The 25,679-nt window shown below is 69.5% G+C and carries 20 protein-coding genes and 1 tRNA gene; 8 read left to right on the top strand and 13 right to left on the bottom strand.

All coding sequences use genetic code 11. The annotated features are described in order from the left end of the window. The first annotated feature begins 19 nt into the window (after positions 1-19). Positions 20-94, top strand: a tRNA-Asn gene (locus tag SFC76_RS02345). A gap of 3 nt (positions 95-97) precedes the next feature. On the opposite strand, the gene SFC76_RS02340 is transcribed toward SFC76_RS02345, so the two are convergent. Next, positions 98-1,609 carry a DUF389 domain-containing protein gene (locus SFC76_RS02340; protein ID WP_322847869.1) on the bottom strand — a complete coding sequence of 504 codons (1,512 nt, stop codon included), beginning with the start codon at positions 1,607-1,609 and terminating at the stop codon, positions 98-100. 520 nt (positions 1,610-2,129) lie between these two features. Here SFC76_RS02340 and SFC76_RS02335 point away from each other — a divergent pair. The 3 genes from SFC76_RS02335 to SFC76_RS02325 all read left to right on the top strand — a co-directional run bounded on the left by SFC76_RS02335 (position 2,130) and on the right by SFC76_RS02325 (position 3,606). Next, the gene (locus SFC76_RS02335) at positions 2,130-2,387 is read left to right on the top strand and encodes a hypothetical protein (RefSeq protein WP_322847868.1); all 258 of its coding nucleotides are present in this window, start codon (positions 2,130-2,132) and stop codon (positions 2,385-2,387) included. 93 nt (positions 2,388-2,480) lie between these two features. After that, a complete protein-coding gene (locus SFC76_RS02330) occupies positions 2,481-2,897 on the top strand; it encodes a secondary thiamine-phosphate synthase enzyme YjbQ (protein WP_322847867.1) in 417 nt (138 codons plus the stop codon). 112 nt (positions 2,898-3,009) lie between these two features. Beyond that, on the top strand, positions 3,010-3,606 hold the full coding sequence (locus SFC76_RS02325; RefSeq protein ID WP_038660133.1) for a CC0125/CC1285 family lipoprotein: 597 nt from the start codon (positions 3,010-3,012) through the stop codon (positions 3,604-3,606). Between the two features lie 147 nt (positions 3,607-3,753). On the opposite strand, the gene secA is transcribed toward SFC76_RS02325, so the two are convergent. The 3 genes from secA to SFC76_RS02310 form a co-directional block, all read right to left on the bottom strand. Further along, positions 3,754-6,501 (bottom strand): preprotein translocase subunit SecA, encoded by a 2,748-nt coding sequence (gene secA / locus SFC76_RS02320; RefSeq protein WP_322847866.1) that lies wholly within the window; start codon positions 6,499-6,501, stop codon positions 3,754-3,756. Positions 6,502-6,605: 104 nt separating this feature from the next. Then, positions 6,606-6,860 (bottom strand): hypothetical protein, encoded by a 255-nt coding sequence (locus tag SFC76_RS02315; RefSeq protein WP_322847865.1) that lies wholly within the window; start codon positions 6,858-6,860, stop codon positions 6,606-6,608. Between the two features lie 72 nt (positions 6,861-6,932). Continuing rightward, positions 6,933-7,493 (bottom strand): energy transducer TonB, encoded by a 561-nt coding sequence (locus tag SFC76_RS02310; RefSeq protein WP_322847864.1) that lies wholly within the window; start codon positions 7,491-7,493, stop codon positions 6,933-6,935. A 40-nt stretch (positions 7,494-7,533) separates the two neighbouring features. Between SFC76_RS02310 and argJ the strand changes: the two genes are divergently transcribed. Both argJ and SFC76_RS02300 read left to right on the top strand, forming a co-directional pair. After that, complete coding sequence (gene argJ, locus SFC76_RS02305; protein WP_322847863.1) at positions 7,534-8,760, top strand: bifunctional glutamate N-acetyltransferase/amino-acid acetyltransferase ArgJ; 1,227 nt, start codon at positions 7,534-7,536, stop codon at positions 8,758-8,760. 1 nt (position 8,761) lies between these two features. Beyond that, positions 8,762-9,559 carry an inositol monophosphatase family protein gene (locus SFC76_RS02300; protein ID WP_322847862.1) on the top strand — a complete coding sequence of 266 codons (798 nt, stop codon included), beginning with the start codon at positions 8,762-8,764 and terminating at the stop codon, positions 9,557-9,559. Between the two features lie 213 nt (positions 9,560-9,772). Here SFC76_RS02300 and trxA read toward each other — a convergent pair whose 3' ends face one another. From trxA to SFC76_RS02255, 9 genes are all read right to left on the bottom strand, one after another. Further along, the gene (gene trxA / locus SFC76_RS02295) at positions 9,773-10,096 is read right to left on the bottom strand and encodes a thioredoxin TrxA (RefSeq protein ID WP_322847861.1); all 324 of its coding nucleotides are present in this window, start codon (positions 10,094-10,096) and stop codon (positions 9,773-9,775) included. 60 nt (positions 10,097-10,156) lie between these two features. After that, complete coding sequence (addA, locus tag SFC76_RS02290) at positions 10,157-13,579, bottom strand: double-strand break repair helicase AddA (RefSeq protein WP_322847860.1); 3,423 nt, start codon at positions 13,577-13,579, stop codon at positions 10,157-10,159. Beyond that, positions 13,566-16,532, bottom strand: a complete 2,967-nt coding sequence (gene addB / locus SFC76_RS02285; protein WP_322847859.1) for a double-strand break repair protein AddB — start codon at positions 16,530-16,532, stop codon at positions 13,566-13,568. The genes addA and addB overlap by 14 nt, the downstream gene beginning before the upstream one ends. Next, a complete protein-coding gene (locus tag SFC76_RS02280) occupies positions 16,525-17,280 on the bottom strand; it encodes a nucleotidyltransferase family protein (protein ID WP_322847858.1) in 756 nt (251 codons plus the stop codon). Before SFC76_RS02280 ends, addB begins: the two co-directional genes overlap by 8 nt. Continuing rightward, positions 17,277-18,242: an aminoglycoside phosphotransferase family protein gene (locus SFC76_RS02275; RefSeq protein ID WP_322848061.1), complete on the bottom strand. Its 966-nt coding sequence runs from the start codon at positions 18,240-18,242 to the stop codon at positions 17,277-17,279. The genes SFC76_RS02280 and SFC76_RS02275 overlap by 4 nt, the downstream gene beginning before the upstream one ends. Then, positions 18,239-18,706, bottom strand: a complete 468-nt coding sequence (gene tsaE / locus SFC76_RS02270; RefSeq protein WP_322847857.1) for a tRNA (adenosine(37)-N6)-threonylcarbamoyltransferase complex ATPase subunit type 1 TsaE — start codon at positions 18,704-18,706, stop codon at positions 18,239-18,241. The genes SFC76_RS02275 and tsaE overlap by 4 nt, the downstream gene beginning before the upstream one ends. Then, a complete protein-coding gene (locus SFC76_RS02265; protein WP_322847856.1) occupies positions 18,703-21,054 on the bottom strand; it encodes a PAS-domain containing protein in 2,352 nt (783 codons plus the stop codon). Before SFC76_RS02265 ends, tsaE begins: the two co-directional genes overlap by 4 nt. Before the next feature lie 164 nt (positions 21,055-21,218). Continuing rightward, positions 21,219-22,640, bottom strand: a complete 1,422-nt coding sequence (gene ahcY, locus SFC76_RS02260) for an adenosylhomocysteinase (protein WP_322847855.1) — start codon at positions 22,638-22,640, stop codon at positions 21,219-21,221. Positions 22,641-22,740: 100 nt separating this feature from the next. Beyond that, positions 22,741-23,301 carry a YqgE/AlgH family protein gene (locus SFC76_RS02255; protein WP_322847854.1) on the bottom strand — a complete coding sequence of 187 codons (561 nt, stop codon included), beginning with the start codon at positions 23,299-23,301 and terminating at the stop codon, positions 22,741-22,743. Between the two features lie 121 nt (positions 23,302-23,422). Between SFC76_RS02255 and SFC76_RS02250 the strand changes: the two genes are divergently transcribed. Both SFC76_RS02250 and SFC76_RS02245 read left to right on the top strand, forming a co-directional pair. Further along, positions 23,423-23,902: a peroxiredoxin gene (locus SFC76_RS02250; protein WP_322847853.1), complete on the top strand. Its 480-nt coding sequence runs from the start codon at positions 23,423-23,425 to the stop codon at positions 23,900-23,902. A 282-nt stretch (positions 23,903-24,184) separates the two neighbouring features. Beyond that, the gene (locus tag SFC76_RS02245; RefSeq protein ID WP_322847852.1) at positions 24,185-25,621 is read left to right on the top strand and encodes an AMP nucleosidase; all 1,437 of its coding nucleotides are present in this window, start codon (positions 24,185-24,187) and stop codon (positions 25,619-25,621) included. Positions 25,622-25,679 lie beyond the last annotated feature (58 nt).

Raw genomic sequence — 25,679 nt, 5'->3', positions numbered from 1 at the left:
CCCCTCCACGACGCAACGTTCCCTGATAGCTCAGCGGTAGAGCTCTCGACTGTTAATCGAGCGGCCGTAGGTTCGAATCCTACTCAGGGAGCCATTTTCACCCGGGCGCCGATGCCGCCGGGTCAGCGTTTGCACTCTCTCCCCTTCCCGATGTTGTTCCACCTTCGCCGTTTCGCGGCGGAGTTTCGCGATTCGTTGCCGGCCACGCCAGGCGGAGGCGGCCGCCGGGCGTGCCGGGCGCCGCCTGGCCGCCGCGGGCGACGATACCCTCCGCAATCGCGGTGCGCTGGCGCAACGTGCCGCCGTTCACCGTCAGCGGCTGGCCGCGTCGGGTGGAGACCCAGGCCGCGGCATCCAGCGCGGCATCGTCGATGACGCCGGCATCGATCGTCACGCCGGGCAGCGCGACGTCCGCCGGCGGCACGAGCCTGACCTGCCAGTCGGCGGCGGCGGCAGCGGCGCGGCGCTCCAGATCGCGATAACCCGCGATGCCGAGGCCGGGCAGCGGGGCGGCGGTGGCGCGGATGTCATGGCCGGACGGGTCGAGCGCGACCGCGGTGGCGGGCACGCCGGCGATCAGCGCGACATCGGCGATCGCGCGGTCGCGGGCGCGGGTGGCGATGAGCGCGTCGCTTTTGCCGGCGCGGGCGATCTGCGCCGCCTCGACCGCGCCCGTCTCGGGCGAAATCCGGACCTGATCGATATGGACGTCGACCGGGCGTCCCAGCCGCGCGCGCAGATCGGCGGCGAGCTTGCGATCGGCACCCGGCTCGATCCGCGGCGTCAGCATCACGGCGCGGACGCGGACCGGGTCGGCGCCGTGATCGATCTCGACCTGGCTGAGCCGTGCCCCGGGCGGGAAATCCGCATCCAGCGCGTCGCGGACCTGCCGCTGCGCGACCGCCTCGAACGCGATGCGGCGCAGCCCGGCGCCGAGCGGGATCGACAGCACGCCGATCGCCACCGCGAACAACACGAGCTGCCAGCCGGTGTGCCGCGGCGACAGATGGCTGCCGAAACCATAGCAGCGCGCGACCAGCGCCGCGGTCAGCGCGATGGTGATCGCATTGGTGAGGAACAGCAGCAGCGCGCCGGAGAAGACCACCCAGTTCCACGTCGCGATGCCGAAGCCGACGACGACCAGCGGCGGCATCAGCGCGATCGCGATGGCGACGCCCACCACCGTGCCGCCACGGCCGCGGATCAGCGCATAACCGCCCGCGATCGCCGAGAGCAGCGCGACGAGCAGGTCGAACAAAGTCGGCTGCGTCCGGCCGGCGATCTCGCTGGTGATCGTCTGCACCGGCGACAGCCGGATCAGCACCACCGACAGCGTCACGGCGGTCACCGCGCCGAGGACCAGCGCGGTCGCGGCCCGGCGGATGTCGTGGAAATCGAGCGTCGCGATGCCGAAGCCCAGTCCGATGATCGGCATCATCAGCGGCGACAGCAGCATCGCGCCGATCAGCACCGCGACCGACGGCATCAGCAGGCCGAGCAGCGAAATCGCCGCGGAGATGACGATCAGAAAGGCGTAGCGGCCCGACCAGCCGGCCTCCTCCGCGATCTGCCGCAATACGCCGTCGTGATCGACGCCTTCGGTCGCCATGGTGCGCCAGATGCGCGGCAGCGCGACGATATGCTTGGGTTTCCAGTGGATCGATCGGTCTCCGTGGTGGCGGACGGTGCGAGGACCGTCGCGTCTGCACGCGGGATAGCAGGGACGACACCGTGATGCGATGCGATGTGCCGCATCGACGCCGCACGGTCTGTAAGGACCGACCGGCCATCGGTGTTCCGGCGGGGTGGAACAAGAAACCGCCGTTGCCATCCGCTGATCCAGACCTTGCTGTGGCGTCCTTTAGCTAGCAACTATATTGCGGCGCAGCGTAACCACTAGTAATTTAAGCATTGCACCCGGTCGCCGAACGCGACATCATCCGGCCAGATGAGGAACGACACGTTCCCGCTGGAGAGAGATGCATGATGATCTTCCTGGAAATTGCGATCGGGGCGCTCGGCATCGCGCTATTGGCCACGCCCGTCGTCCTGGCACTTGCGGACCGGCGCAAGCTGACCAGACCGGAATAAACGCCGTCCCGCGGCAGCGGGATCACCAGCGTTAATGCATGCGTCGCGAATTGGGTCTAGGATGGTCGTACCGCACCACCCTGGCACAGGACCTCATCGTGGATTCGCCCTGCCCCGTCACCGCCCAGCTCGTCGCCTCGATCCATCAGCCCTGGCGCGCGCCGGTGCGCGAATGCCTCGACCGTTGGCTGCGGCTCGACTCGGCCGCGCGCGAGTCGGCCTATCTGGTGCTCGAAGGTCCCGAGCCGAACCTCCGCCGCACGCTGAACGCCGCGGAGATCGCCAAACTCGCCTGACCTCTCGGCATTGCTTGCCGACCGTGAATTGCGCCTCGGCAGAACGCAAGCGCGCGCCGATCGTTGATGCTGCGGGCCGGAAAGGGATCTGACATGCGGCAAGCCACGACCATCCTGCGCGTCGAGACGCGGCGGCAGGGCCTGCTGGAGGTGACCGGCGACATCGTCCGCTGGGTGGCGGCGCAGGATATGGATGCAGGGCTGCTCACCGTATTCTGCCGGCATACCTCGGCGTCGCTGGTGATCCAGGAAAATGCCGCCCCGGCGGTGCGCCGCGACATGGAAGCCTTCTTCAACCGCCTCGCGCCCGAGAGCCGCGACTATGAACATGACGACGAAGGGCCGGACGACATGCCCGCGCACCTGCGCACCGCCCTGACCGGCGTGCAACTGTCGATCCCGGTGATCGACGGCGCGCCGGCGCTGGGGACGTGGCAGGGCATCTATCTGTTCGAACACCGCACCAGCCCGCATCGGCGCAGCCTGGCGCTGCACCTGATCGGCGCGTGAACCGCGGCGAAGCGTTGCGGACGGGAGCCAAGTCGTTCATCGCTCGTTCCACTGGGACGGTGTATAGGCGGCACGGTTCGCCGCATCCGCGAGCGAATGGAGTATTGGAGTCATGAGTCATCTGGGCCGCAAGGCCGTGGTCGCGGCGCTCGCCGCCTCCACGCTGATGGTCGCGGGCTGCGCGACCGAGACCACCTATCGCCCCGCCACCGGGCAGGGCTTCAACCGCACCGGCTACAGCGATCGCCGGATCGAACCCGATCGCTATCTCGTCAGCTTCGCCGGCAACAGCGTCACGTCGCGCGACACGGTGGAACGCTATCTGCTGTTCCGCGCCGCGGAGCTGACGCTGCAGAACGGCTATGATTATTTCGTCATGGCCAATCGCGACACCGACCTTCAGTCGCGTACCTACAGCACGCCGGGCGTCGGCGGCGGCTGGGGCTATGGCGGCTTCGGCGGCTATTGGGGTCCGTCGTGGCGCTATTACGGCCGCGGTTTCGGCTGGCGCAGCTGGGACCCGTGGTTCGGCGGCGGCTTCGGCGGCGGCCCGTGGGGCAACGATTTCGATATCCGCACGATCGACCGCTACGAGGCGACCGCGGAGATCGTGATGCGCAAGGGCCCGATCCCGCGCGACAACCTGCGCGCGTTCAACGCCCGCGCGGTGGTGGACAGCATCGGACCGACGGTGGTGCTGCCGAAATAACGTGCGGTTCGCGTAACGGCAAAAGGCCGGATCCCCCTGCGGTGATCCGGCCTTTTTCGTGTTGGCGTTGCCGGTAGGCCGCTCGCTCGGCGAAACCCTTGCTGTACCCCGGCGCAAGGCCGGGGTGACGGAAGAGGCGCCGGGGGCTCAGGCGGTGACGGCGCCGTGGCAATGCTTGTATTTGCGGCCCGAGCCGCACGGGCATGGCGCGTTGCGGTTGACGCGGCCTTCCCAATGTTCCGGATTGTCGCCGAGCATCGCCTCGGCATCCGGCTGGATCATCTGCAGCGGCGGGATCTGCGTGGTGATCCGGCCGAGCGTCCCCGCGTCGATGTCGTTCGAATCGTCCTCGCCGGTGAACGGGTCGAAATGCGTCGTGATGAAGTCGGGCAGCTCGGGGAGTTGCGGGGCTTCCTGCATCTGGAATTGCGCATAAGCGATCGTCTTGGTCACGTCCTCGCGGATCGAATCGAGCATGCGCTGGAACAGCGAGAACGCCTCCTGCTTATATTCGTTGATCGGCGTCTTCTGCGCATAGGCGCGCAGGTGGACGACCTGACGCAGCGCGTCGAGCGTCGCGAGATGCTCCTTCCAGTGATGGTCGAGGTTCTGGAGCAGGATCGACTTCTCGACCTGCGTCCACGTCTCCGGCTCGAGCTCGGCAGCCTTGGCGGCGATCGCCGCGTCGGCGGCCTCGCGGACGCGCTCCTCGACGATCTCGGGATCGATCGCCTCTTCGGCCAGCCAGTCGTCGACCGGCAGGTCGAGGTTGAGGATCTCGGTCAGCCCCGCCTTCATCCCCGCGATATCCCATTGCTCGGGATAAGAATTGGGCGGGCAGGCACCGCCGACGATGACGTTGACCGTCTCGGTGCGCATGTCGCTGACGACGTCGCCGACCGCATCGGCGTCCATGATGTCGGCGCGCTGTTCGTAGATGACCTTGCGCTGGTCGTTCATCACGTCGTCATATTCGACGACCTGCTTGCGGATGTCGTAGTTGCGCGCCTCGACCTTCTTCTGCGCGGTCTCGATCGCCTTCGACAGCCACTTGCTGCCGATCGCCTCGCCGTCCTCGATATTGTTGCGCATCATCTTGGCGAACAACGTATCGGGTCCGAAGATGCGGAGCAGATCGTCGTCGAGGCTGAGATAGAAGCGCGACAGGCCGGGATCGCCCTGGCGGCCCGACCGGCCGCGCAGCTGGTTGTCGATGCGGCGGCTCTCGTGGCGCTCGGTGCCGAGCACGAACAGCCCGCCGGCGGCGAGCACCTCCTGCTTCTCGGCCTCGATCTCGGCGCGGATGCGCGTCGCCTCGGCCTCATATTCCGGCGTGCCCTCGACGAGGTCGGGATGCTCGTCGAGCATGCGGAATTCGAGATTGCCGCCGAGTTTGATGTCGGTGCCGCGGCCCGCCATGTTGGTCGCGATCGTCACCGCCGCCTTGCGGCCGGCCTGCGCGACGATATGCGCCTCCATCTCGTGGTAGCGCGCGTTGAGTACCTTGTGGTCGACGCCCTCCTGCGTGAGGAATTCACTGAGCAGCTCGGACTTTTCGATCGACACGGTGCCGACCAGCACCGGCTGCCCCAGCGCGGCATGCTCGCGGATCTTCTTGGCGATCGCGCGGAACTTGTCGGTGGTGTCCTTGTAGAATTCGTCCTCCTCGTCGACGCGGCGGACGCCGACGTTGGTCGGAATGGTGACGACGTTCATCTTGTAGATGTCGTAGAATTCGGCCGCCTCGGTCGCCGCGGTGCCGGTCATGCCCGACAGCTTGGGGTACATGCGGAAATAATTCTGGAAGGTGATCGACGCCATCGTCTGGTTCTCGGGCTCGATCTGCACGCCCTCCTTGGCCTCGACCGCCTGGTGCAGGCCGTCCGACCAGCGGCGGCCGTCCATCATGCGACCGGTGAATTCGTCGATGATGATGACCTTGCCGTCCTTGACGATATAGTCGGTGTCGGCCTTGAACATCATGTTCGCGCGCAGCGACTGGTTGACGTGGTGGACGACCTGCGTGTTCTCGAAATCGTAGAGGTTGGCGCCTTCCAGCAGGCCCGCCGCCTCGAGCATCCGCTCGATCCGCTCGGTGCCGCTTTCGGTCAGGATGATCGACTTCTGCTTCTCGTCCTTCTCGTAATCGTCGGGGTTGAGCTGCTTCACGATCGCATCGACGCTCATGTAAAGCTCCGACTTGTCGTCGGTCGGGCCGGAGATGATCAGCGGCGTGCGCGCCTCGTCGATCAGCACCGAATCGACCTCGTCGACGATCGCCATGCCGAAGGCGCGCTGCACCATCGAGCTGCGCTCGTACTTCATGTTGTCGCGCAGGTAATCGAAGCCGAATTCGTTGTTGGTGCCGTAGGTGATGTCGCTGTTGTAGGCGGCGCGGCGCTGTTCGTCGGTGAGGTTGGGGATGATCGTGCCGACGGTCAGGCCGAGGAAGCGATACACCTGCCCCATCCACTCGGCGTCGCGCGCGGCGAGATAGTCGTTGACGGTGATGACGTGGACGCCCTCCCCCGGCAGCGCGTTGAGATAGGTCGCCAGCGTCGCGACGAGCGTCTTGCCCTCGCCGGTTCGCATCTCGGCGATTTCGCCGCGGTGGAGGACGATGCCGCCGATCATCTGCACGTCGAAATGGCGCATGCCGAGCACGCGCACCGCCGCCTCGCGGACCGTCGCGAACGCCTCGGGCAGCAGATCGTCGAGCTTGGCGCCACCCGCGAGCTGCTCGCGGAACTTGGCGGTCTGCGCGGCGAGCTGCTCGTCGGTGAGCGCCTGGAGCGTCGGCTCGAACGCGGCGATCTTCTGGACGATCGGGTTCAGGGATTTGACGTAGCGGTCGTTGGACGAGCCGAAGAGCGATTTAGCGAAGCCGCCGAACATAAGGATGGTTCCTGGATAAGAGCGCGCGCACGGTCCGATGGATGCGGAGGCGCGCAGCGTCGTTGGTCACGAGATATGGGTCGCAGCCCGGGCTGCGGCGGGCGCTATTCGCGCCGGCGGCTGGCGTAGAGCGCTTCGGTGGAGCCCACGGCCGGCGCGGCGGCAACGACATCGGTCGCCACGACGATCAGCGACGGCAATGCCTGCGGAGGCCGGCTGGCAACACGCGCGGGGATCGCGCGCGCTTCCACCATGGCCGCCGCGCTCGCGACGGCATGCGCTGCTGCCGGCGTGCGCATCGCCGACGTGCCGCCGGTCAGGGCGGACAGCAGTGCAGACAGGAGAAGCAGCAGATTCACGGATCGAGCCATAAGCGGCCACTGCCGCCGCGTCCACCGTAAGTCGCGCGGCAAACTGCCCTTCCGTCGCGATCAACGGGGAATTTGCCAGACGACACGACGGGTGAAGACGCGCGGAAGGCTGCCCGACGGCACTGCCGGGTAGCGCGCGCGGCGCGTGATCGCATCGCAGGCGGCGCGGTCCAGACTATCGTGACCGCTGGTGCGCAGTGTCTTGCAGTCATCGACGCGTCCGTCGCCATTCACGGCCCAGGTGATGGTGACGATGCCCTCCTCGTTATTGCGCAACGCCGCCATCGGATAGTCGTCAGAGGTGATCCAGTCCGCCGGATTGGACGGCTCGGACGAACGGGCAGCGCGGGCGCGGTCCTCGCGCATTGCTGCTTCGACCGCCTGTCGGCGACGTGCCTGGTCTTCTGCCCGGCGCGCGGCGATCTCCTGCCAGGCCGCGCCGAATCCGGCGTTCACCGCGAACGCGACCGCTACGACGCTCGCCACCAGAATGACCGAGAGCACAATCAGCACCGCGACCCTGAGATTGCGGCCGTCGCCCGTGAAACGCGAGCCCGCCCCGCCGCGAAGGGCGTCGGGACCGAGGACGGTGATTCGTGCCGGTGGCGGTTCGTCGATCATCCGTCTTTGCCCTGTCTTGGAACGAGCCTATGGCAGCGGCATGTCTTCGTCCATCTCCCCGCTCGCCACCCGCTTCCCCGCTTTGCCCGCGATCGCCGGCGTCGTGCCGCATGTCGCGCGCGCGCAGTACAAGGCGTGGGACCGTTGCGATCTCACCTTCGTCACGCTCGCCGAGGGGACCAATGTCGCCGGCGTCGTGACGCAGAGCAAATGCCCCTCGCCGGAGGTGGAATGGTGCCGAAAGGCGCTGACCCTCGGCACCGCCCGCGCGCTCGTGGTCAACGCCGGCAATTCCAACGCCTTCACCGGGCATCGCGGCCGTGCCGCGGTCGAGGCGATCGCCGCGCGCACCGCGCAGCATCTCGGCTGCCAGCCGTCGGACGTGTTCGTCGCCTCGACCGGGGTGATCGGCGTGCCGCTGCCGATCGACAAGGCGGAGGCGGGGCTCGACGCCGCCTTCGTCGCGACCCCCTGCGACTGGCGCGCGGCGGCGGAGACGATCGGCACCACCGACACCTATCCCAAGGGCGCGACGACCACCGCCGTGGTCGACGGCACCACCGTGACGCTGGTCGGCATCATCAAGGGTTCGGGAATGATCGCGCCGGACATGGCGACGATGCTCGGCTTCGTCTTCACCGATGCGGCGGTGACGCCGGGCTTCCTGCAGGCCGCGCTCAACGCCGCCAACCGCAACACCTTCTCGTGCATCACCGTCGACGGCGACACCTCGACCAGCGACACGGTGCTCGCCTTCGCCACCGGCGCGGCGGGCAATGCGCCGCTCGCCGCCGCCGACAGCGACGGTGCGGACGCCTTCGCCGCGGCGCTCGCCGATCTCTGCGCGCAGCTCGCGCTGCTGGTGGTCCGCGACGGCGAAGGCGCGACCAAGCTGATCGAGATCGCGGTGACCGGCGCGGACAGCGACGCCTCGGCGCACCGGATCGCGATGTCGATCGCCAATTCGCCGCTGGTGAAGACCGCGATCGCCGGCGAGGACGCCAATTGGGGCCGCGTCGTCATGGCGGTCGGCAAAGCGGGCGAACCCGCCGAGCGCGACCGATTGTCGATCCGCTTCGGCGAGACGCAGGTCGCGCGCGAGGGACTGGCGGTCGAGGGCTATGACGAAGCGCCGGTCGCCGCGCATCTCAAGGGGCAGGAGATCGAGGTCGGCGTCGACCTCGGCCTCGGCGACGGTGCGGCGACGGTTTGGACCTGCGACCTCACCCACGGCTATATCTCGATCAACGCCGATTACAGGAGCTGACATGCACCATCCGCACCACGACGCGGTCGTCACCCTGATGCGCCGGGTGGCGGCGGAGATCGTCCTGCCGCGCTTCCGCAACCTGTCCGCCGACGAGATCGAGGAAAAGGCCGCGGACGACATGGTGACGATCGCCGACCGCGAGAGCGAGGCGGCGCTGACCACGGGGCTGGCGGCGCTGGATGCGGGCATCCGCGTCGTCGGCGAGGAAGCGGTGGCGGCGGACGCCTCGCTGGTCGACGGCATCGAGCACGGCCGGGTGTGGATCATCGACCCGATCGACGGCACCAACAATTACGCCAGCGGCATCGCCACGTTCGGCATCATGATCGCCTTGGTCGAGGATGGCGAGACGCAGGCGGGGTGGATCCTCGACCCGGTCGCCGACCGGCTATGCCATGCGGTGCGTGGCGGCGGCGCCTATGTCGACGACGCGCGGGTCCATGCCCGGCCGAGCGGCGGGGAGCGGCCGTCGGCGGTGCTCGCGACCTATTATATGAGCGAGGCGGACATCGCCGCGCTGTACGCCCGCGCCGAACGGGCGTTCACCGTCGCGCCGATGCCGCGTTGCGCGGCGGAGCAATATCCGCGGCTGGTGCTGGGGACGAACGACGTCGCGTTGTTCCAGAAGACGCTGCCCTGGGATCACGCGCCGGGTTCGCTGTTCCTGCGCGAGGCGGGCGGCGTGGTGCGCTGGCCGGACGGCAGGGATTATCACGTCGGCGATCAGCGCCGCGGGATGCTCGCCGCGGCATCGCCCGAATTGTGGGAGCAGGCGGCGAAGCTGCTGTTCGGTTGAAAGAGCCCTGCCTTCAGCGCCGATCGGGTCTGGTGCCACCGCACCAAGTTCCGTCATGCCGGACCTGATCCGGCATGACGCTTCTCCTCCCTGTAGAAGGAGGAGCGGGACCCCGGCTCAAGGCCGGGGTGACGGGGCGGAGGTGGATACCGCTCGGCCGGCAAACAGGCGGACGTAAGACGCCCCCCCCTCCGGCCGAACGCTCTGATCCTCTTAGGCCAATGCGCCTTCGATCCATGCCTTGATGCGGCCCTTGGGCTCGGCGCCGACCTTGGTCGCGGCCGGGGCGCCGCCCTTGAACAGGATCATCGTCGGGATGCCGCGCACGCCGTAGCGGCCGGGGGCATCGGGATTTTCGTCGATGTTGAGCTTGGCGATCGTCACCTGCTGGCCCAGCTCTTCCGACAATTCCTCGAGGCTCGGCCCGATCATCTTGCACGGGCCGCACCATTCCGCCCAGAAGTCGACGAGCACGGGACCGTCGGCCTTGAGCACGTCGGTGTCGAAGCTTGCGTCGGTAATCGCCTTGGTAGCCATATCAAATCTCCTTAGCAGCCCATCTAGGATGGCGCGGACTTCGGCTCAACCGTCGGCGCCCTAGCTTTGCTCCCGGACGCGAAAGCGCGGCTTGTGCGCGTCGAGCAACGCGGGGGCGAGCACGAACAGCCGTGGGCCGCTCGTATAGAGCAACGCCGCCTCGATCCGCCGCTCCGGGAAGATGGTGGCGAGCGCGGCGGCATAGGCCGCCATCTGGTCGAGGTGATAGGGCGGGATATCCGCGACATCGTCGGGCACGCGCCGCCCGGTCTTGAAGTCGACGACGCGGATATGGTCCGCCGCGATCAGCAGCCGGTCGACCGTGCCCGAGACGACGAGCCCGTTGGCGAGCGTCGCGGCGATCGGTGCTTCGGTAAGGGCGTCGCCGCCGAACAGGTCGGCGAAGCGCGGGTCGTCCACCACCGCGAGCACGCCCGCGGCGATCTCGGCGCGCATCGCCGGATCGACGACGCCGCCCGCGGTGGCGAGCCAGCGTTCGGCACTCGCGGCGCGCGCTTCGGGTGCGACCACGGGCAGGCGCTCGAACAAAGCATGGAACAGCCGCCCGCGCTCGGCGGCGGCGCGCATCGCGGGGCCGGGCGGCGGATCGCTGACCTCGTCGTCGCCGACCGCCGACGGGGCGAGCGGCCGCGACGGGCGGCTCTCGATCGGCGCGGGGCGCTGCGTCCATTCGGGCAGGACGATCGTCTCGACGCGCTCCGCCTTCGCGGCGGGCCGCGCCTTCACCGGCGGCTGCGCGACACGGCCGGTGAAGACGCGCGGCCCCTCGCCCGCCACGCCGAGCGCATCGAAGGCGCGCGCGGCGGCGGCATACCAGCTCGACACCGGCGGCTCGCCCTTGGCGCGCGGGCCGAGCGCGCCGCCGATCACCAGCCGCTCCTCGGCGCGGGTCGCGGCGACGTAGAACAACCGCCAATGTTCCTCCAGTTCGCGCCGCTCGACCTCGCCGATCGCCACGTCGAGCGGGCCGCCGCGCTCGGCGGAGCGCGGGCGGAAGATCGGGATCGGCTGCGCGCCGGGCTCCGGCGACCAGCGCACCAGCGCGCGCGGCGCGGCGGTCGGATCGACCGTGGCATCGGCGAGGATCACCAAGGGCGCTTGCAGGCCCTTGGCGCCATGCGCGGTCATCACCCGCACCGCATCGAGCGGCGCGGAGGGATCGCGGACGATCTCGACATCGCCGCGATCGAACCAGTCGAGGAAACGCTGCATCGACGGCGTCGAGGTGGTTTCGAAGGCGAGCGCGGCGTTGAGCAATTCCTCGATCGGATCGCGCGCCTCCGCACCGAGCCGGCGCAGCAGCTTGCGCCGCCCGTCGAGCGGGCCGGAGAGCAGCTCTTCGAGGTACTGATAGGGCGTGGCGATATCGGCGCGCAGCAGCATCGAGCGGAGCGGCGCCAGCCGTTCCTCCGACTGGGTCAGCGTCAGATGCCGCCACAGGCTGCCGTGATCGCGCGGCGCGGCGTGCATCAATTCGTCCTGCGTCCAGCCGATCAGCGGCGAGACGAGCAGCGACGCCAGCGACAGGTCATCCTCCGGCTGCAACGCGAAGCGCACCGCGGCGAGCAGATCCTGCACCGCGAGCGGCGCGTTGAGCCGCAACCGGTCGACGCCGGCCACCGGCACGCCCTCGGCATAGAGGCGCGCGACGATCAGCGAGGCGAGATCGCCGCGGCGCTTGACGAGGATCATCACATCCTCGGGGCGCAGCGGCCGGCCCTTGCTCTCCAGCATCAGGCCGGCATCGATCCAGTCGCGCACCGCGCGCGCGATCCGCACCGCCTGCTCGCGGACGGCGTCGTCGATCCACGCTTCCTCGTCCTCGTCGCTGCCGCCCGCCACCACCGGCGGCCACAGCTCGACCGTGCCGGGGCCGGGGACCTCGCTGGCATGATCCTCCAGCGCGCCGATCGCGCCGAGGCCGGGCTCGCCCGCCGCGGCGACCGCGGCGTCGACGAATTCGAGGATCGGCCGCGTCGAGCGGAACGAATGGGTCAGCGACAATCGCTGGAACGGCAGGCCGCGTTCGGACTCCGGCCAGTCCTCGGTCCCCTCGACCTCGGCGGCGCGGGTGGCGAAATGGCCCTCCGCCCAGCGGAAGTTGATCGGGTCGGTGCCCTGGAAGCCGAAGATTGCCTGTTTAAAGTCGCCGACGGTGAACAGCGTGCGCGTCGAGGGCGCATGGACGCCGCGACCGACGAAGAACTCGCCCGCCAGCGCGGTGACGATCCGCCACTGGTTGAGGTTGGTATCCTGCGCCTCGTCGATCAGCACATGCTCGGTCGCGGAATCGAGCTTGTAGCGCACCCATTCGCCGATCCCGGGCTGTTCGAGCAGACGCACCGTCACGCCGATCAGATCGTCGAAATCGACCGCGCCGTTGCGCCGCTTCGCCGCGGCATAGGCACGCGCATAATCGCGACCGACGTCGAGCGCATCGGCGAGCAGATCGGCATAGGCCGCGCGCTGGGTGAGCGAGAGCAGGTCGAGGCAATGATCGCCGAGCGCCGCGGCGAGTTCGGGATAATCGGGTTCGGCATCGACCAGCTTCTTCGACGCCTTGCGCGGCTCGTTCTTGCCGGTGAGCACGACGCCGGCCAGTTCCTGCAAGCTCGCCGCGCGCGCCGCGGGCGCGGCGGCGAGCCAGCGGTCGAGCGTCTCGGCATGACCGAGGCCGGTGGCCGCGCCCCATGCCTTGTTCGCCGCCGCCAGCCGCTCGACCAGATCGACGTCGATCGCGTCGCAGCCGGACGCCAGCGCCTCGCCGATATCGCCCTGCGGCAGATCAAGCGCGCGGCGCAGCCACGGCTGGATGCCGCTCGGCAGCGCCTCCAGCGCGATGAGCGAGCGCGCGCAGGCGAGCAGGAAGCTCTCCGCCCCGCCCTCGCCCATGCGCAGCGACAGCGCGCCGATCGTCTCGATCGGGCGGACGCGGCCGTCGCGCTCCGCCTCGACCAGCAACGTCGCCAGCGTCTCGCGCGCCAGCACCGCCTCCTCGCGGGCCTCCAGCGGGCGGAAGCCGGGGGTCAGCCCCGCCTCGACCGGGAAGGCGGCGAGCAGGCTCTGGCAGAAGCCGTGGATCGTCTGGATGCGCAGCCCGCCGCCCGGCGCGTCGAGCACGCCCGCGAACAGCGTCCGCGCGCGCGCCTGCAATTCGGGCGTCGCGCGCTCGCCGAGCGCTTCGAGGTCGGCGGCGAGCTGCGGCCCCGGCATCCGCACCCAGGCGGCGAGCCGGTTGCTGATCCGCTGCGCCATCTCCGCCGCGCCCGCCTTGGTGAAGGTCAGGCACAGGATCGCGGCCGGCTGCGTCCCGCCCAGCAGCAACCGGAACACGCGCGCGGCGAGCACCTGCGTCTTGCCGGTGCCGGCCGACGCGGACAGCCAGACGTGCGCGTGCGGATCGCTCGCCGCCGCCTGCGCGCCCTTCAGCCGCGGCAAAGTGGCAAGCTCAGTCCCGGCCATACCATTCGTCCCGGCGCATCAGTTGGTCGTATTCGGCATAGGGCGCATATTCCGGCACCAGCTTGGCGGTGAACGGCGCGTTGCCGGTCAGCCAATGGCCCGCCGCCTCGATGAAATTGCTCATCGCGATCGTCGTGAAGTCGGTGGTGACGATCCGGTCGCGCTTGCCCTCGGCATCGACCGGGCTTTCGACATAGCCGAACTGGTCGCGCTTCTTGCCGAGCGACCAATATTCGAAGCCGCCGGCGCGGCCCGAGACATCGTCGAACCCGCCGCGCTCGGCGATCGCGCCGAGCAGGCCGAGCTGGAGGCTGTAGCCGGCCTTGACCGCGGCGGCTGACGGCGGCTTGCCGGTCTTATAATCGACGATCGCGAGGCTGCCGTCGGGCAGCCGATCGACGCGGTCGTAGCGGCCGGAGAGCTTGACCCCCGCCACCTCGATATGCCCCTTGCCCTCCGCCGAGGCGACCTTGCGGCCCTCGGCATCCTGCGCGGCGACCGTCCTGGCGATCCAGTCGATCGCCTCGACCAGCCGCGGCCGCCACAGCGCGCGCATCATCGGGTGCGTCCGCTCGTCGTCGAGCATCGCGGTGGCGCGCGGCAGCAAAGCATCGGCGGCGCAGCGGTCACGCTTCCACCATTGTTCGAGGATGTAGTGCACCGCGGTGCCGCGCCATGCCGCGCTGGGATCGGCATCGACGGGATCGAGCGGCATCAGCCCGAGCACCCGCCGCGCGTAGAAGGCATAGGGGTCGGCCTTCAACCGGTCGATCTCGGTCACCGAGATCGCCTTTGGGCGGCGCGCCGGATCGGGCAGCGGCGCCGGCCGGTCGGCGGGGACATGCTCACGGGGATCGTCGAGCGCATGCGCCCAGCGTTCGAGGTCGTGCGCGCGGACGAAGCGCTCGCCCGCCATCGCCTGCAGCCGCAGCCACAGCCGCGACGCCAGCGCCGGCGAGGCGGCATCGCGCCGCGCCCGCGTCACGATCGCCTGCGGTGCGCCGAGCGCCTGGCCGAATTCATGCGCGGCGACGCCGACCGCACGCTCGAGTCCGGGCAGCCCGAGCGTCGCACGGATACGCGGCGCCAGCCACGGATCGGGGGCCGGGCGCCCCGGCCATACGCCTTCGTTGAGCCCGCCGAGCACCATCAGATCGGCGGTCTGCAACCGCGCCTCGATCAGGCCGTAGATCGCGATGCGGGGATGGCCGACGCCAGAGCCCGGCCGCACCGCGACCTCGTCGAGCAGCCCGCGCAACAGCGGCGCGAGCCCATCGGGCGCGATCCGCGGCGGCCCGGCGGGCGCGTCGGCCTCGAGCGCGTCGAGGAACTCGGCCGCGGCGCGCCCCGCCGGCCCCGACCACAGATCGTCGCCGCACAGCGCCTGCGCCGTCTCGCGCAACACCGCGAGCAACGCCGGGAGCGGCTGCATGCCCTGTTCGAAGACCAGTTCGATCGGCTTGAGCAGCCCGACCGGCTCGGCGAACCACGCCGCCGCGCGGTCGCGCGTGTTGGTCAGCAGATGCCCCATGATCCCGTCGAGCCCCGCCGCCGGCCGCGGCCCGCGCAGCCCCCGGTCGAGCCCGCGCACGCCGTCGAGCCACGCGCCGCGGATGGCGCGGTCGCCCGGCACGTTGCGCACGAGCGGATGTTTGAGCAGCGCGAGCAACGCCATCGGCGCGAACCGCTGCGCCGCCGCCTCGGAGAGCGCGAGCAGCAGCGTCCCCGGCGGCAGGATCGACAGCGGCCGACCCGCCGAATCGTTCGCCTCGATCCCCCAGCGGCGCAGATGCACCGCGACGCGACGGGCCAGCGCGCGATCGGGCGTCACCAAGGCCGCGGTCCGCCCCTCCTCCTCCAGCGCGCCGCGCAGCGCGAGCGCGATCGTCTGCGCCTCTTCCGCGGGGGTCGCCAGTTCGGCGGCGGCTACGCCGGTCAGCCGCCGGTCCTCCGCCTTCAGCTCGGTCCATTTGCCGGTGAAGGCGGCGGGCGCGAGCGCGTTGGCGATCGCCCGTCCGCGTGCGACGCCGGCATCCGGCCCCGCGGTGCCGGGCCAATTGGTCACTTCGCCGCGGCCGACGCTCATCCGCTCCAGCATCAGCTTGAGATGATATTGCGGATGCGTCTCCAGCGAGCGGCGGATGCGGCCGGTGACGGGATCGGGCTGGTGCGGCCCGAGCGCGTCCCATTCCTCCTGCGGCATCGCCAGATCGAGGCCGGCGAACACCGTCATCCCCTGCGGCGCCTCCGCGACACAGCGCAACAGCCGCGCCACCGCCGGCGCCGGATCGGTCACGCCCGCCGCGCAGACGAAGCCCTGCGGCGGCTGCTGCCGCCAGCGCTCCGCGACCCGGTCGAGCAGCAACCGCCGCCGCGTCGCCGCATCGATCAGCCCGAGCCGCGCCAGCTCCGCCGGCCAGCGTTCGAGCACGATCGTGAAGGTCGACAGCGCGCGCTGCCAATGTTCGGTCAGCTCCGGCGCGAGATCGATGTCGCGCAGCGCCGTCGGCGGCACCTCCTCGACCAGCAACTGGTCGAGCGTGTGGCACAATTCGCCCGCCAGCCGCACCGCCTCCGCCGCATCGATCGCCGCACCGGCACGGGCGCGCTCCTCGAACACCAGCCGCGCGAGGATCATCCGCCGCTGCATCGGCGCGACCGCGGGCGGCGGCGGCGCGCCTTCGTCCGCCGGATCGAGCGCCGCGCCGACTGCCTCGCCGAGATCGGGACTGCCGAGCGTCACCAGCCGCGGCAGCAGCAGCCCGCCGCCGCTCGCGCGCACGAACGCGCTCGTCACCGCGCGCACCGCACGATTGTTGGGCAACAGCACCAACCCGCGGGCGAGCGCCATCGCATCGCCCCCCGCCCGCCGCAGCAACCCGGCGACGAGCGTGTCGGCGAACGCCTTGTGCGAGGGGATCGAATAGAGGTGCGGCCTGCGCGCCTCAGCCATTGGCGATCAGCGCTTCCGTCTTCGGGATCGCCGCGGGCGTACCGACGTCGAACCACAGCCCCTGATGCACCTGCGCATAGGCGCGGCCCGCCTCGATCGCGCGGTTCCAGAACAGATTGGTGGAGAACGCCCCCTCCGGCCAGTCGCGCAGCAGGCGCGGGTGGAGGATCTGGATGCCGGTATAGACGAAGGGCGCGACCGTCGCCGCCTTGCGACGCGCGATGATCCGCCCGTCCGCGGCGATGCGGAAATCGCCCTGCCCCTGATGGTTGTTGGCGCGCGCATAGGGCACCACCAGCAACAAGGCGTCCATCGTCGCATCGTCCCAGCGCGACGCGAGCAGTTTGAGCGTGTCGACCGGCCCGTCGAACCACAGATTGTCGCTGTTGATCACCAGCACCGGATCGTTGCCGAGCAAGCCGCGCGCCTGCACCAGCCCGCCGCCGGTCTCCAGCAATTGTGCGCGCTCGTCGCTGATCGCCACCGCGATGCCGTCGTTGCGGTTGGTGACGTGCGCCTCGAGCGTGTCGGCGAGATAATGGACGTTGACCACCGCGCGCTGCACCCCGGCGGCGACGAGGCGATCGAAGACGTGATCGATCAGCGGCTTGCCCGCGACCTCGACCAAGGGCTTGGGGCGCGTCGCGGTCAGCGGCCGCATCCGCTTGCCGAGGCCGGCGGCCATCACCATCGCCGTCGCCGGCACGATGCCGCCGGGATCGGGGTGCAGGATCCGCTGCCGCGTCATGCGCTCAGCGCCGCCGGATCGCCGCGCAGCGCGGGCGGGACGTTGGCGTCGAACCAGCGCGCCACCGGCGCCAGCGACGGCTGCGCCAGATCGCGCTCCAGATAGCGCCAGACGCGCGGGCACAACGTCGGATAGCGCGGCTTGCCGTCGCGCTTCCACAGCCGGGTGAAGATGCCGATGATCTTGGCGTTCCGCTGCGCGCCGAGCACGTGATAGGCGGCGAGGAAATCGTCGCCCGCCCCCGTCGCCGCCCGGTAGCGCGCGAGCATCGCCGCCTCCAGCGACGGATCGACGTCGCGCCGCGCATCCTGCAGCAGCGAGACGAGATCGTAGGCCGGATGACCCGCGAGCGCATCCTGGAAGTCGAGCAGTCCGAGCCGTTGCTCCGCCCCGACCAGCATCAGATTCTCGGCATGATAATCGCGCAGCACGGTGACCGGCGCCTCGGTCAGCGCATGATCGAACACCGCATCCCAGGCGGCGCGATAACCCGGCTCGTCGACGGTGATCCCGACCGCGGGGCAATACCAGTCGACGAACAGCCCCGCCTCGCGATGCAGCACCGTGCGGTCGTACGGCGGCAGATCGCCGGCGGGATGCGCACGCAGCGCCACCAGCAGGTCGATCGCCGCGGCATAATGCGGCAGTGCCGCCGCCTCGCCGGCATCGGCGGTCTCGCGCAGCCGCACGTCGCCGAAATCCTCGATCAGGACGAGCCCCTGCGCGAGATCGGCGGCGTGGATCGCGGGCGCGGCGAAGCCGTGGTCGGTCAGCCATTGCGCGATGCGGATGAACGGCCGCGGGTCCTCGTGCGGCGGCGGCGCGTCCATCAGGATCGCGCTACGCCCGCCGCTGGCGACGCGGAAATAGCGGCGGAACGAGGCATCGCCGGCGACCGGGGAAATATCGCCCGTCCAGCCATGCGTTGCGAGGAACGCCAGCGCGCCGGCGGGCGGGGTCATATCGGCCATCGCGGCTTCCAAGACGCCGGCACGTCGGCTGTCAAGATACGTCCGTCGTCCGGCCCCGGCCGCAAGGTGAGCGCCAGCGCCTGCGGCCAATAGCCCGGCGCCCGCTCGGGCCATTCGACCAGCAGCAGCGTATCGGTCAGCGCCTCGGCAAGGCCGAGTTCCTCCAGCTCGTCCGGGTCCTCGATCCGGTAGAGGTCGACGTGGAGCACGGGCAGCCGGACCTCGGGCGGTTCATAAGGCTGGACGATCGCGAAGCTGGGGCTCGGCGCCTCGCCCGCGAGCCCGAGCGCGGCGAGCAGGCCCCGCGCCACGCTCGTCTTGCCCATGCCGAGATCGCCTTGCAGCGTGATCACATCGCCGGGGCGGACGAGCCCGGCGAGCGATGCGCCGAAGGCTTCGGTGGCGGCGGGATCGGCCAGCCGGATGCCGGTCGTCCTATTGCCTACCCCCCTCATCGCCGCGGCAGCTCCACCGTTACCAGCGTCCCCTCGCCGGGCTGCGAGACCAGCTCGATCCGCCCGCCATGCGCCTCGACGAACTGCCGTGCGAGCGGCAGCCCCAGCCCCAGCGCGCGCTCGCCGGTCGGCTGCATGCCGGGCTCGCCGAACCGGTCGAACGCGCGCGCGATACTCTCCGCATCCATGCCGAAGCCGTCGTCCGACACGACGATCCGCGCCCCCGTCGCGCTGCCGTCGGCGTGGAGCAGGATGCGCCCGCCCTCTGGCGTCGAGGCGACCGCGTGGCGCAGCAGATGCTCGATCACTTCCTTCAGCCGCTTGGGATCGCCGCGCACCCGCCCGGTCGAGCGCGCCAGCTCGACCGCGAAGTCGAGCTTGCGCCGCTTCGCCGCCGGCCGGATCGTCTCCGCCGCGGCGCGCGCCGTCGCGGCGAGATCGACATCGACGCGCTCGATCTCGGCATCGTCGCCGCCCTGCGTCAGGTCGAGCACGTCGTCGATCAGCAGCCCGAGCCGCTCGACCGATTGCAGGATCGCCTCGACATAGCCGTCGGCGGTCGCGGTCAGCTTGCCGGCGAACCCCGCGTGCAGCATTTCGGCGAACCCGCTGATCGAGGTCAGCGGCGTGCGCAATTCGTAGCTCATGTTGGCGACGAACTGCGTCTTGACCCGGTCCGCCGCCTCCAGCGCATTGGCGCGGTCGCGCAGCGCCTGTTCGGCGCGCCGGCTGTCGGTGATGTCGAGCATCGTCAGCAAGGCATTGCCGTCGGGCAGCGGCACCGCGGCGAAGGCGAAATGCCGCCCGTCGGCGAAGGCGACGCGGCCGCCGCGCTGCTGGCGCTCGGTGGTGGCGGAGCGGACCAGCTCGGGGATGAGCGCGGCGCGATTGGGCGTCGCGAGCTTCGACGCCGCCGCCGCCGCGAACGCATCGACGCGCGGATGGCCGGCGAGGAATTCCTCCTCGAACCCCCAGACCGCGCGCAGGCGATTGTTCCAGAGCTGCAACTTGCCGTCGGCGGCGAACACCGCCAGCGCCTCGAACAGATTGTCGAAGGTCGCGGTGCGCACGCGCAGCAGCGTGTCGCGCGCGCTGGCGAGCTGCACCTCCTCGGTGCGGTCCTCGAAGATCGTCAGCAGGCCGCCGTCGGGCAGCGGCTGCGCGACGACGCGCAGATGCGTGCCGCCGGGCAGATGCCAATTCTCCTCGCTCGCCGTCTCGCCGGGAACGAACCAGCCGCGCCGCTCCGCCTTCCAGCTCGGGAAGTCGCGCACCTCGGGCACGCGGCTCGCCTCGCGCATCCGTTCGAGCACGCGGTCGAATTCGGGCCGGTCGGCGAGCCATTCGGCGCGCATCGCGAACATCCGCCGGAACGGCTGGTTGCAGAAGACGAGGCCGCGGTCTGCGCCGAATTGCGCGACGCCCGCCGACAGCCGGTCGAGCAGCGCGCGCTGCGCATCGGCGAAGCGCTTGGCGCCGGCGCGCGACTGTTCGAGATCCTCGATGTCGACCGCGAAGCTCGCCACCCCGCCGGTCGGCAGCGGCACGTCGTGCACTTCGAGCGAGCGGCGCTCGCCGCCGATTGTCGCAGGCAATATCTCGCGCTGCGGCGTCCCCGATGCACGCGCGGCATGCGCGCCGGCGCGCGGCCCGCCGCGCCCCGATCCCTCGACCAGTTCGAGCTGGCGGCCGATGACGTCGGCGGCATCGACGCCGTCGACGGCACGGACATAGGCGCTGTTGACCATCGCGAGCCGCATGTCGCCGCTGCGATACCACATCGGCAGCGGCGCCGCCTCGATCAGCCCGGTCAGCGCCTCGAAGGCGATCGACAATTGCTCGACCTGATCGCGCAGATGCGTGATCTCCGCCTCGCTGTCGGTGGCGTCGAGCGTCCAGATGACGACCGCGCCGGTCGCGCCCAGCTCGCCCGGCGCGCGGCTGCCGCGGATCGTGATCGCCCGCCCCGATCCGATCGGATGCAGCGCCCGGACGAAGCCGCGCCCCGCGCGCTGCGCCGCCTGCACGTCGGCGGCGAGCGCCTCTGCCTCCTCGGCGGGCAGGCCAGCACCCTCGGCGGCAAGATCGCCCAGGAAACGCGGCGCCACCGAGAGCCCCAGCCATTCGACCAGCCGCGGCGGCATCTCGATTCGCCCATCGGCGCGCACCAGCATCGCCATCGCCGGCGAAACGCTCCGCAGCACCTCGGCCTCGCGGCTGCGCGCGATCACCGCCGCGGCCTCGCCGCGCAGCCGCCAGCCGACGAACAGCGCGAAACCGCCGCCGGCGATCAGTGCCGCCAGCACCGCGCCACACAGGACCGCCGCCATCACCGAAAGCTGGATCAACGCTTACCCCTCGTCACGCCCGTCCGCACGGCGTGCACGGCCCGCGTGTAGAACGCAACCTACGGCAGCGACAATGAGAGTCGATGGCCACCGCCCCCGGCCGGGGGCATAAAAAAGGGCGGCACCTTTCGGCACCGCCCCTTCCTCACCACGATCGCGAGCGATCAATAGCGGTAATGGTCCGGCTTGAACGGTCCTTCGACCGGCACGCCGATGTAGCCGGCCTGCTTCTCGCTGAGCTTCGACAGCTTGACGCCGAGCTTCTCGAGGTGGAGCGCGGCCACCTTCTCGTCGAGATGCTTGGGCAGGACGTACACTTCGTTCTTGTACTTCTCGCCGGCGGTCCACAGCTCGATCTGCGCGAGCGTCTGGTTGGTGAAGCTCGCGCTCATCACGAACGACGGATGGCCGGTCGCGCAGCCGAGGTTGACCAGGCGGCCCTTGGCGAGGACGATGATCTGCTTGCCATCGGGGAATTCGACCAGGTCGGTGCCCGGCTTCACTTCGCTCCACTTGTAGTTCGACAGGGCGGCGATCTGGATCTCGCTGTCGAAGTGGCCGATGTTGCAGACGATCGACATCGGCTTCATCGCCTTCATGTGATCGGCGGTGATGACGTCGGCGTTGCCGGTCGCGGTGACGAAGATGTCGGCGCGCTTGACCGCCTCGTCCATCGTCACGACCTCGAAGCCCTCCATCGCCGCCTGCAGCGCGCAGATCGGATCGATCTCGGTGACCATGACGCGGGCGCCGCCGTTGCGCAGCGACTGCGCCGACCCCTTGCCGACGTCACCGAAACCGGCGACGGCGGCGACCTTGCCGGCCAGCATCACGTCGGTGGCGCGACGGATCGCGTCGACCAGCGATTCCTTGCAGCCGTAGAGGTTGTCGAACTTCGACTTGGTGACGCTGTCGTTGACGTTGATCGCCGGGAACGGCAGCTCGCCCTTCTTGGCGATCTCGTACAGGCGGTGCACACCGGTCGTCGTCTCTTCAGACACGCCCTTCAGGTTCTTGACCGTCTCGGTCAGGTAACCCGGCTTCTTGGCGATGAACGCCTTGAGCGCGCGCTGGAACTCGACTTCCTCTTCATTCTCGGGCTCGCCGAGCGTCGCGCCGGCCTCGAGCTTCGCACCCCACAGCGCGAACATCGTGGCGTCGCCGCCGTCGTCGAGGATGATGTTGGCGGTCTGGCCGTCCGTGTCGCGATCCCACGAGAAGATGTCGCCGACATAATCCCAATATTCGGCCAGGCTCTCGCCCTTCACCGCGAACACCGGCACGCCGGTCGCGGCGATAGCGGCGGCGGCATGGTCCTGCGTCGAGAAGATGTTGCAGGTCGCCCAGCGCACGTCGGCGCCGAGCGCGGTCAGCGTCTCGATCAGCACCGCGGTCTGGATCGTCATGTGCAGCGAACCGGTGATGCGCGCGCCCTTGAGCGGCTGGCTGGCGCCGAACTCGTCGCGCAATGCCATCAGGCCGGGCATCTCGGTTTCGGCGATGCGGATCTCGGCGCGGCCGAAGTCGGCGAGGCCGAGGTCCTTGATGACGTAATCGTTCTTTTCGACCGCGAGCGCAGTAGCCACGTGTCATGCTCCTCAAGAAGATGGATGGCGGCCCCTTAGCCGGTCCCGCCGGCCGGATCAAATATAAAGATATCTTTATATGTCGTCGGGCCCGTCCGCGTCAGGCGGTGCCGGCGTCGGGGACGAGCAGCCGCGTGTCGATCCCCGCCTTGCCGAAGGCGGCGGTCCAGCGCCGTCCCGCGGGGGTGTCGAACAGCAGATCCTCGTCGCCGGCGACATGGAACCAGCCCGGCTGGGTCAGCTCGCCCTCGAGCTGGCCGCCGCCCCAGCCGGCATAGCCGAGCGCGACGAGATAGCGCGTCGGGCCGCTGCCCTCGGCGATCGCGCGCAGCACGTCGACGGTGCTCGACAGCGACCAGCGTCCGGCGACGTCGATCGTGTCCTGGCCGCTCCAGTCGCTCGAATGGACGACGAAGCCGCGCCGCGGATCGACCGGGCCGCCGAAATGCACCGGCGCGTCGGGCGCGACGCCGTGCGGGATTTCGAACTGGTCGAGCAGATCGTGCAGGCTCAATCCCTCGATCGTCGCGCCGACGCCGATGCCGATCGCGCCGTCGGCGTCGTGCGCGCACATCGCGATCACCGCATGGTCGAAGCTGGGATCGCGCATGCCCGGCATCGCGAGAAGGAATTGGCCGGCAAGGAAGGGTCGATAGTGCATCGCGGCAAACATAAGCTGCGCCGCGGGTTCTGCCATGCTTGAAATCAACGCCGTCATGCCCGACCTCCCGCGGCGTGGCGCCGTCCGGCGACCACCCGCTTTCCAGCATCGGAGACCCAAGATGACGATCACCGTCGGCGACAAGATACCGGCCGCCACCCTGACCAAGGTCACCTCCGATGGCCCGGACCAGATCACGACCAACGCGCTGTTCGACGGCCGCACCGTCGCGCTGTTCGCGGTCCCCGGCGCCTTCACCCCGACCTGCTCGGCCAAACATCTGCCCGGCTTCGTCGACAAGCGCGAGGAACTGGCCGCCAAGGGCGTCGACGAGATCGCCTGCATCTCGGTCAACGACCCCTTCGTGATGGCCGCCTGGGCCAAGTCGGCGAATGCCGAGGGCATCACCATGCTCGCCGACGGCAATGCCGATTTCGCCGAGGCGATCGGCCTGACGATGGACGGCAGCAAGTTCGCGATGGGCAAGCGCAGCCAGCGCTACACGATGCTGGTCGAGGACGGCGTCGTGAAGCAGCTCCACGTCGAGGCCCCCGGCGAGTTCAAGGTCAGCAGCGCGGAATATCTGCTCGGCGAGCTCTGACCCCATCGTCCTCCCCCACACAGGGGGAAGGTGATCGTATATGACGAATGGGGTGTCGCACCCGTCTTTATATCTTCGTCATGCCGGACTTGATCCGGCATCCCGCTTCTCGGCACCGTCCGAAGAAGCGGGACCCCGACCCAAGGCCGGGGTGACGGAGTAGATTTCCGCAATCGCGCGAAACACTCTGACGCTCATAGGGGATTGCCTGTCCGCAAGAGGGAGGGCCGGCGGTCATCCCATTGTCTTGCCACCGTCACCCCCGGCGCGTAACCATCCGGGATGACACTCGCATCCCGGATCGTCGCCGACCTCGACCGCCTCTATCGTGCCTCCGTCGAACGCCTGCAGGTCGCACTCAATGCCTATCTGACCGACGGCACGCCGCCCTCGCCCGAGAGCCGGGTCGACGGGTCGTTCGCCTATCCCGTCATCCACCTGCGCTATGCCAGCGTCGGCGATCGCCCGACGCCGCTGCGTTCGTTCGGCCGGCTCGTATCGCCCGGCGACTATACGATCAGCGTCACCAAGCCCGCGCTGTTCGCCGACTACCTCACCGAACAGCTCACGCTGCTGCTCGAGGACTACGACGTCGAGGTCGAGGCGGTGCCGGGGCGGCAGGAGATACCCTTCCCCTACGTCCTCGATCCCGGCCATGCGCTGAGCCTCGACACGGTGTCGGCGACCGAATTGTCGCGCCACTTCCCCGCTACCGAGCTTGCGCATATCGGCGACGAGATCGCCGACGGACTGTGGATTTCGGACGGCGGCACCCGCCCGCTCGCCTTGTTCGACGCGCTGCGCACCGACTTCAGCCTCGCCCGCCTGCGCCATTATATGGGCACGCCGTCCGAGCACACGCAGCGCTTCGTGCTGTTCACCAACTACCACCGTTACGTCGACGAATTCGTCCGCTGGGGCGCGTCGCAGCTCGGCCCCGAAAGCCGCTTCACCGCGCTGTCGGGCGCCGGCAATATCGTCATCGACAATCCCGGCGACATCGACAAACTGGTCAACGACAGCGCGTGGCGGCGGCACCAGATGCCCGCCTATCATCTGATGGCCGACGACCGCACCGGCATCACGCTCGTCAACATCGGCGTCGGCCCGTCCAACGCCAAGACGATCTGCGACCATCTCGCGGTGCTCCGTCCCGAGGCGTGGCTGATGATCGGCCATTGCGGCGGCCTGCGCCCGTCGCAGCGGATCGGCGACTATGTCCTCGCGCACGCTTATCTGCGCGACGACCATGTCCTCGACGACGTGCTGCCGCCTGAGATTCCCGTTCCCGCGATCGCCGAGGTGCAGCAGGCGCTCGCCCGCGCCTCGGAGATCGTCAGCGGCCAATCGGGCGAGGAGCTGAAGCGCCGCCTGCGCACCGGTACGATCGTCACCACCGACGATCGCAACTGGGAGCTGCGCTATTCCGCCTCGGCGCTGCGCTTCTCGCTTTCGCGTGCGGTCGGCATCGACATGGAATCGGCGACGATCGCCGCGCAGGGCTATCGCTTCCGCGTGCCCTACGGCACCCTGCTCTGCGTCTCGGACAAGCCGCTGCACGGCGAACTCAAGCTGCCGGGACAGGCAAACCGCTTCTACGAACGCGCGATCAGCGAGCATATGCGGATCGGGATCGAAACCTGCGAACAGCTCCGCCGCGAAGGCGCCAAGCTGCACAGCCGCAAGCTGCGCGCGTTCGACGAGCCGCCGTTCCGCTGATCGCGGGCGGTGGCGTTCCGCAAATTGGAAACGATCCGGGCCTAGTGCGTTACGGTTC

The organism is Sphingomonas sp. CD22 (genome assembly GCF_034556155.1).
Classification (GTDB): Bacteria; Pseudomonadota; Alphaproteobacteria; order Sphingomonadales; family Sphingomonadaceae; genus Sphingomonas.
This window is presented reverse-complemented; position numbering and strand designations above follow the sequence as displayed.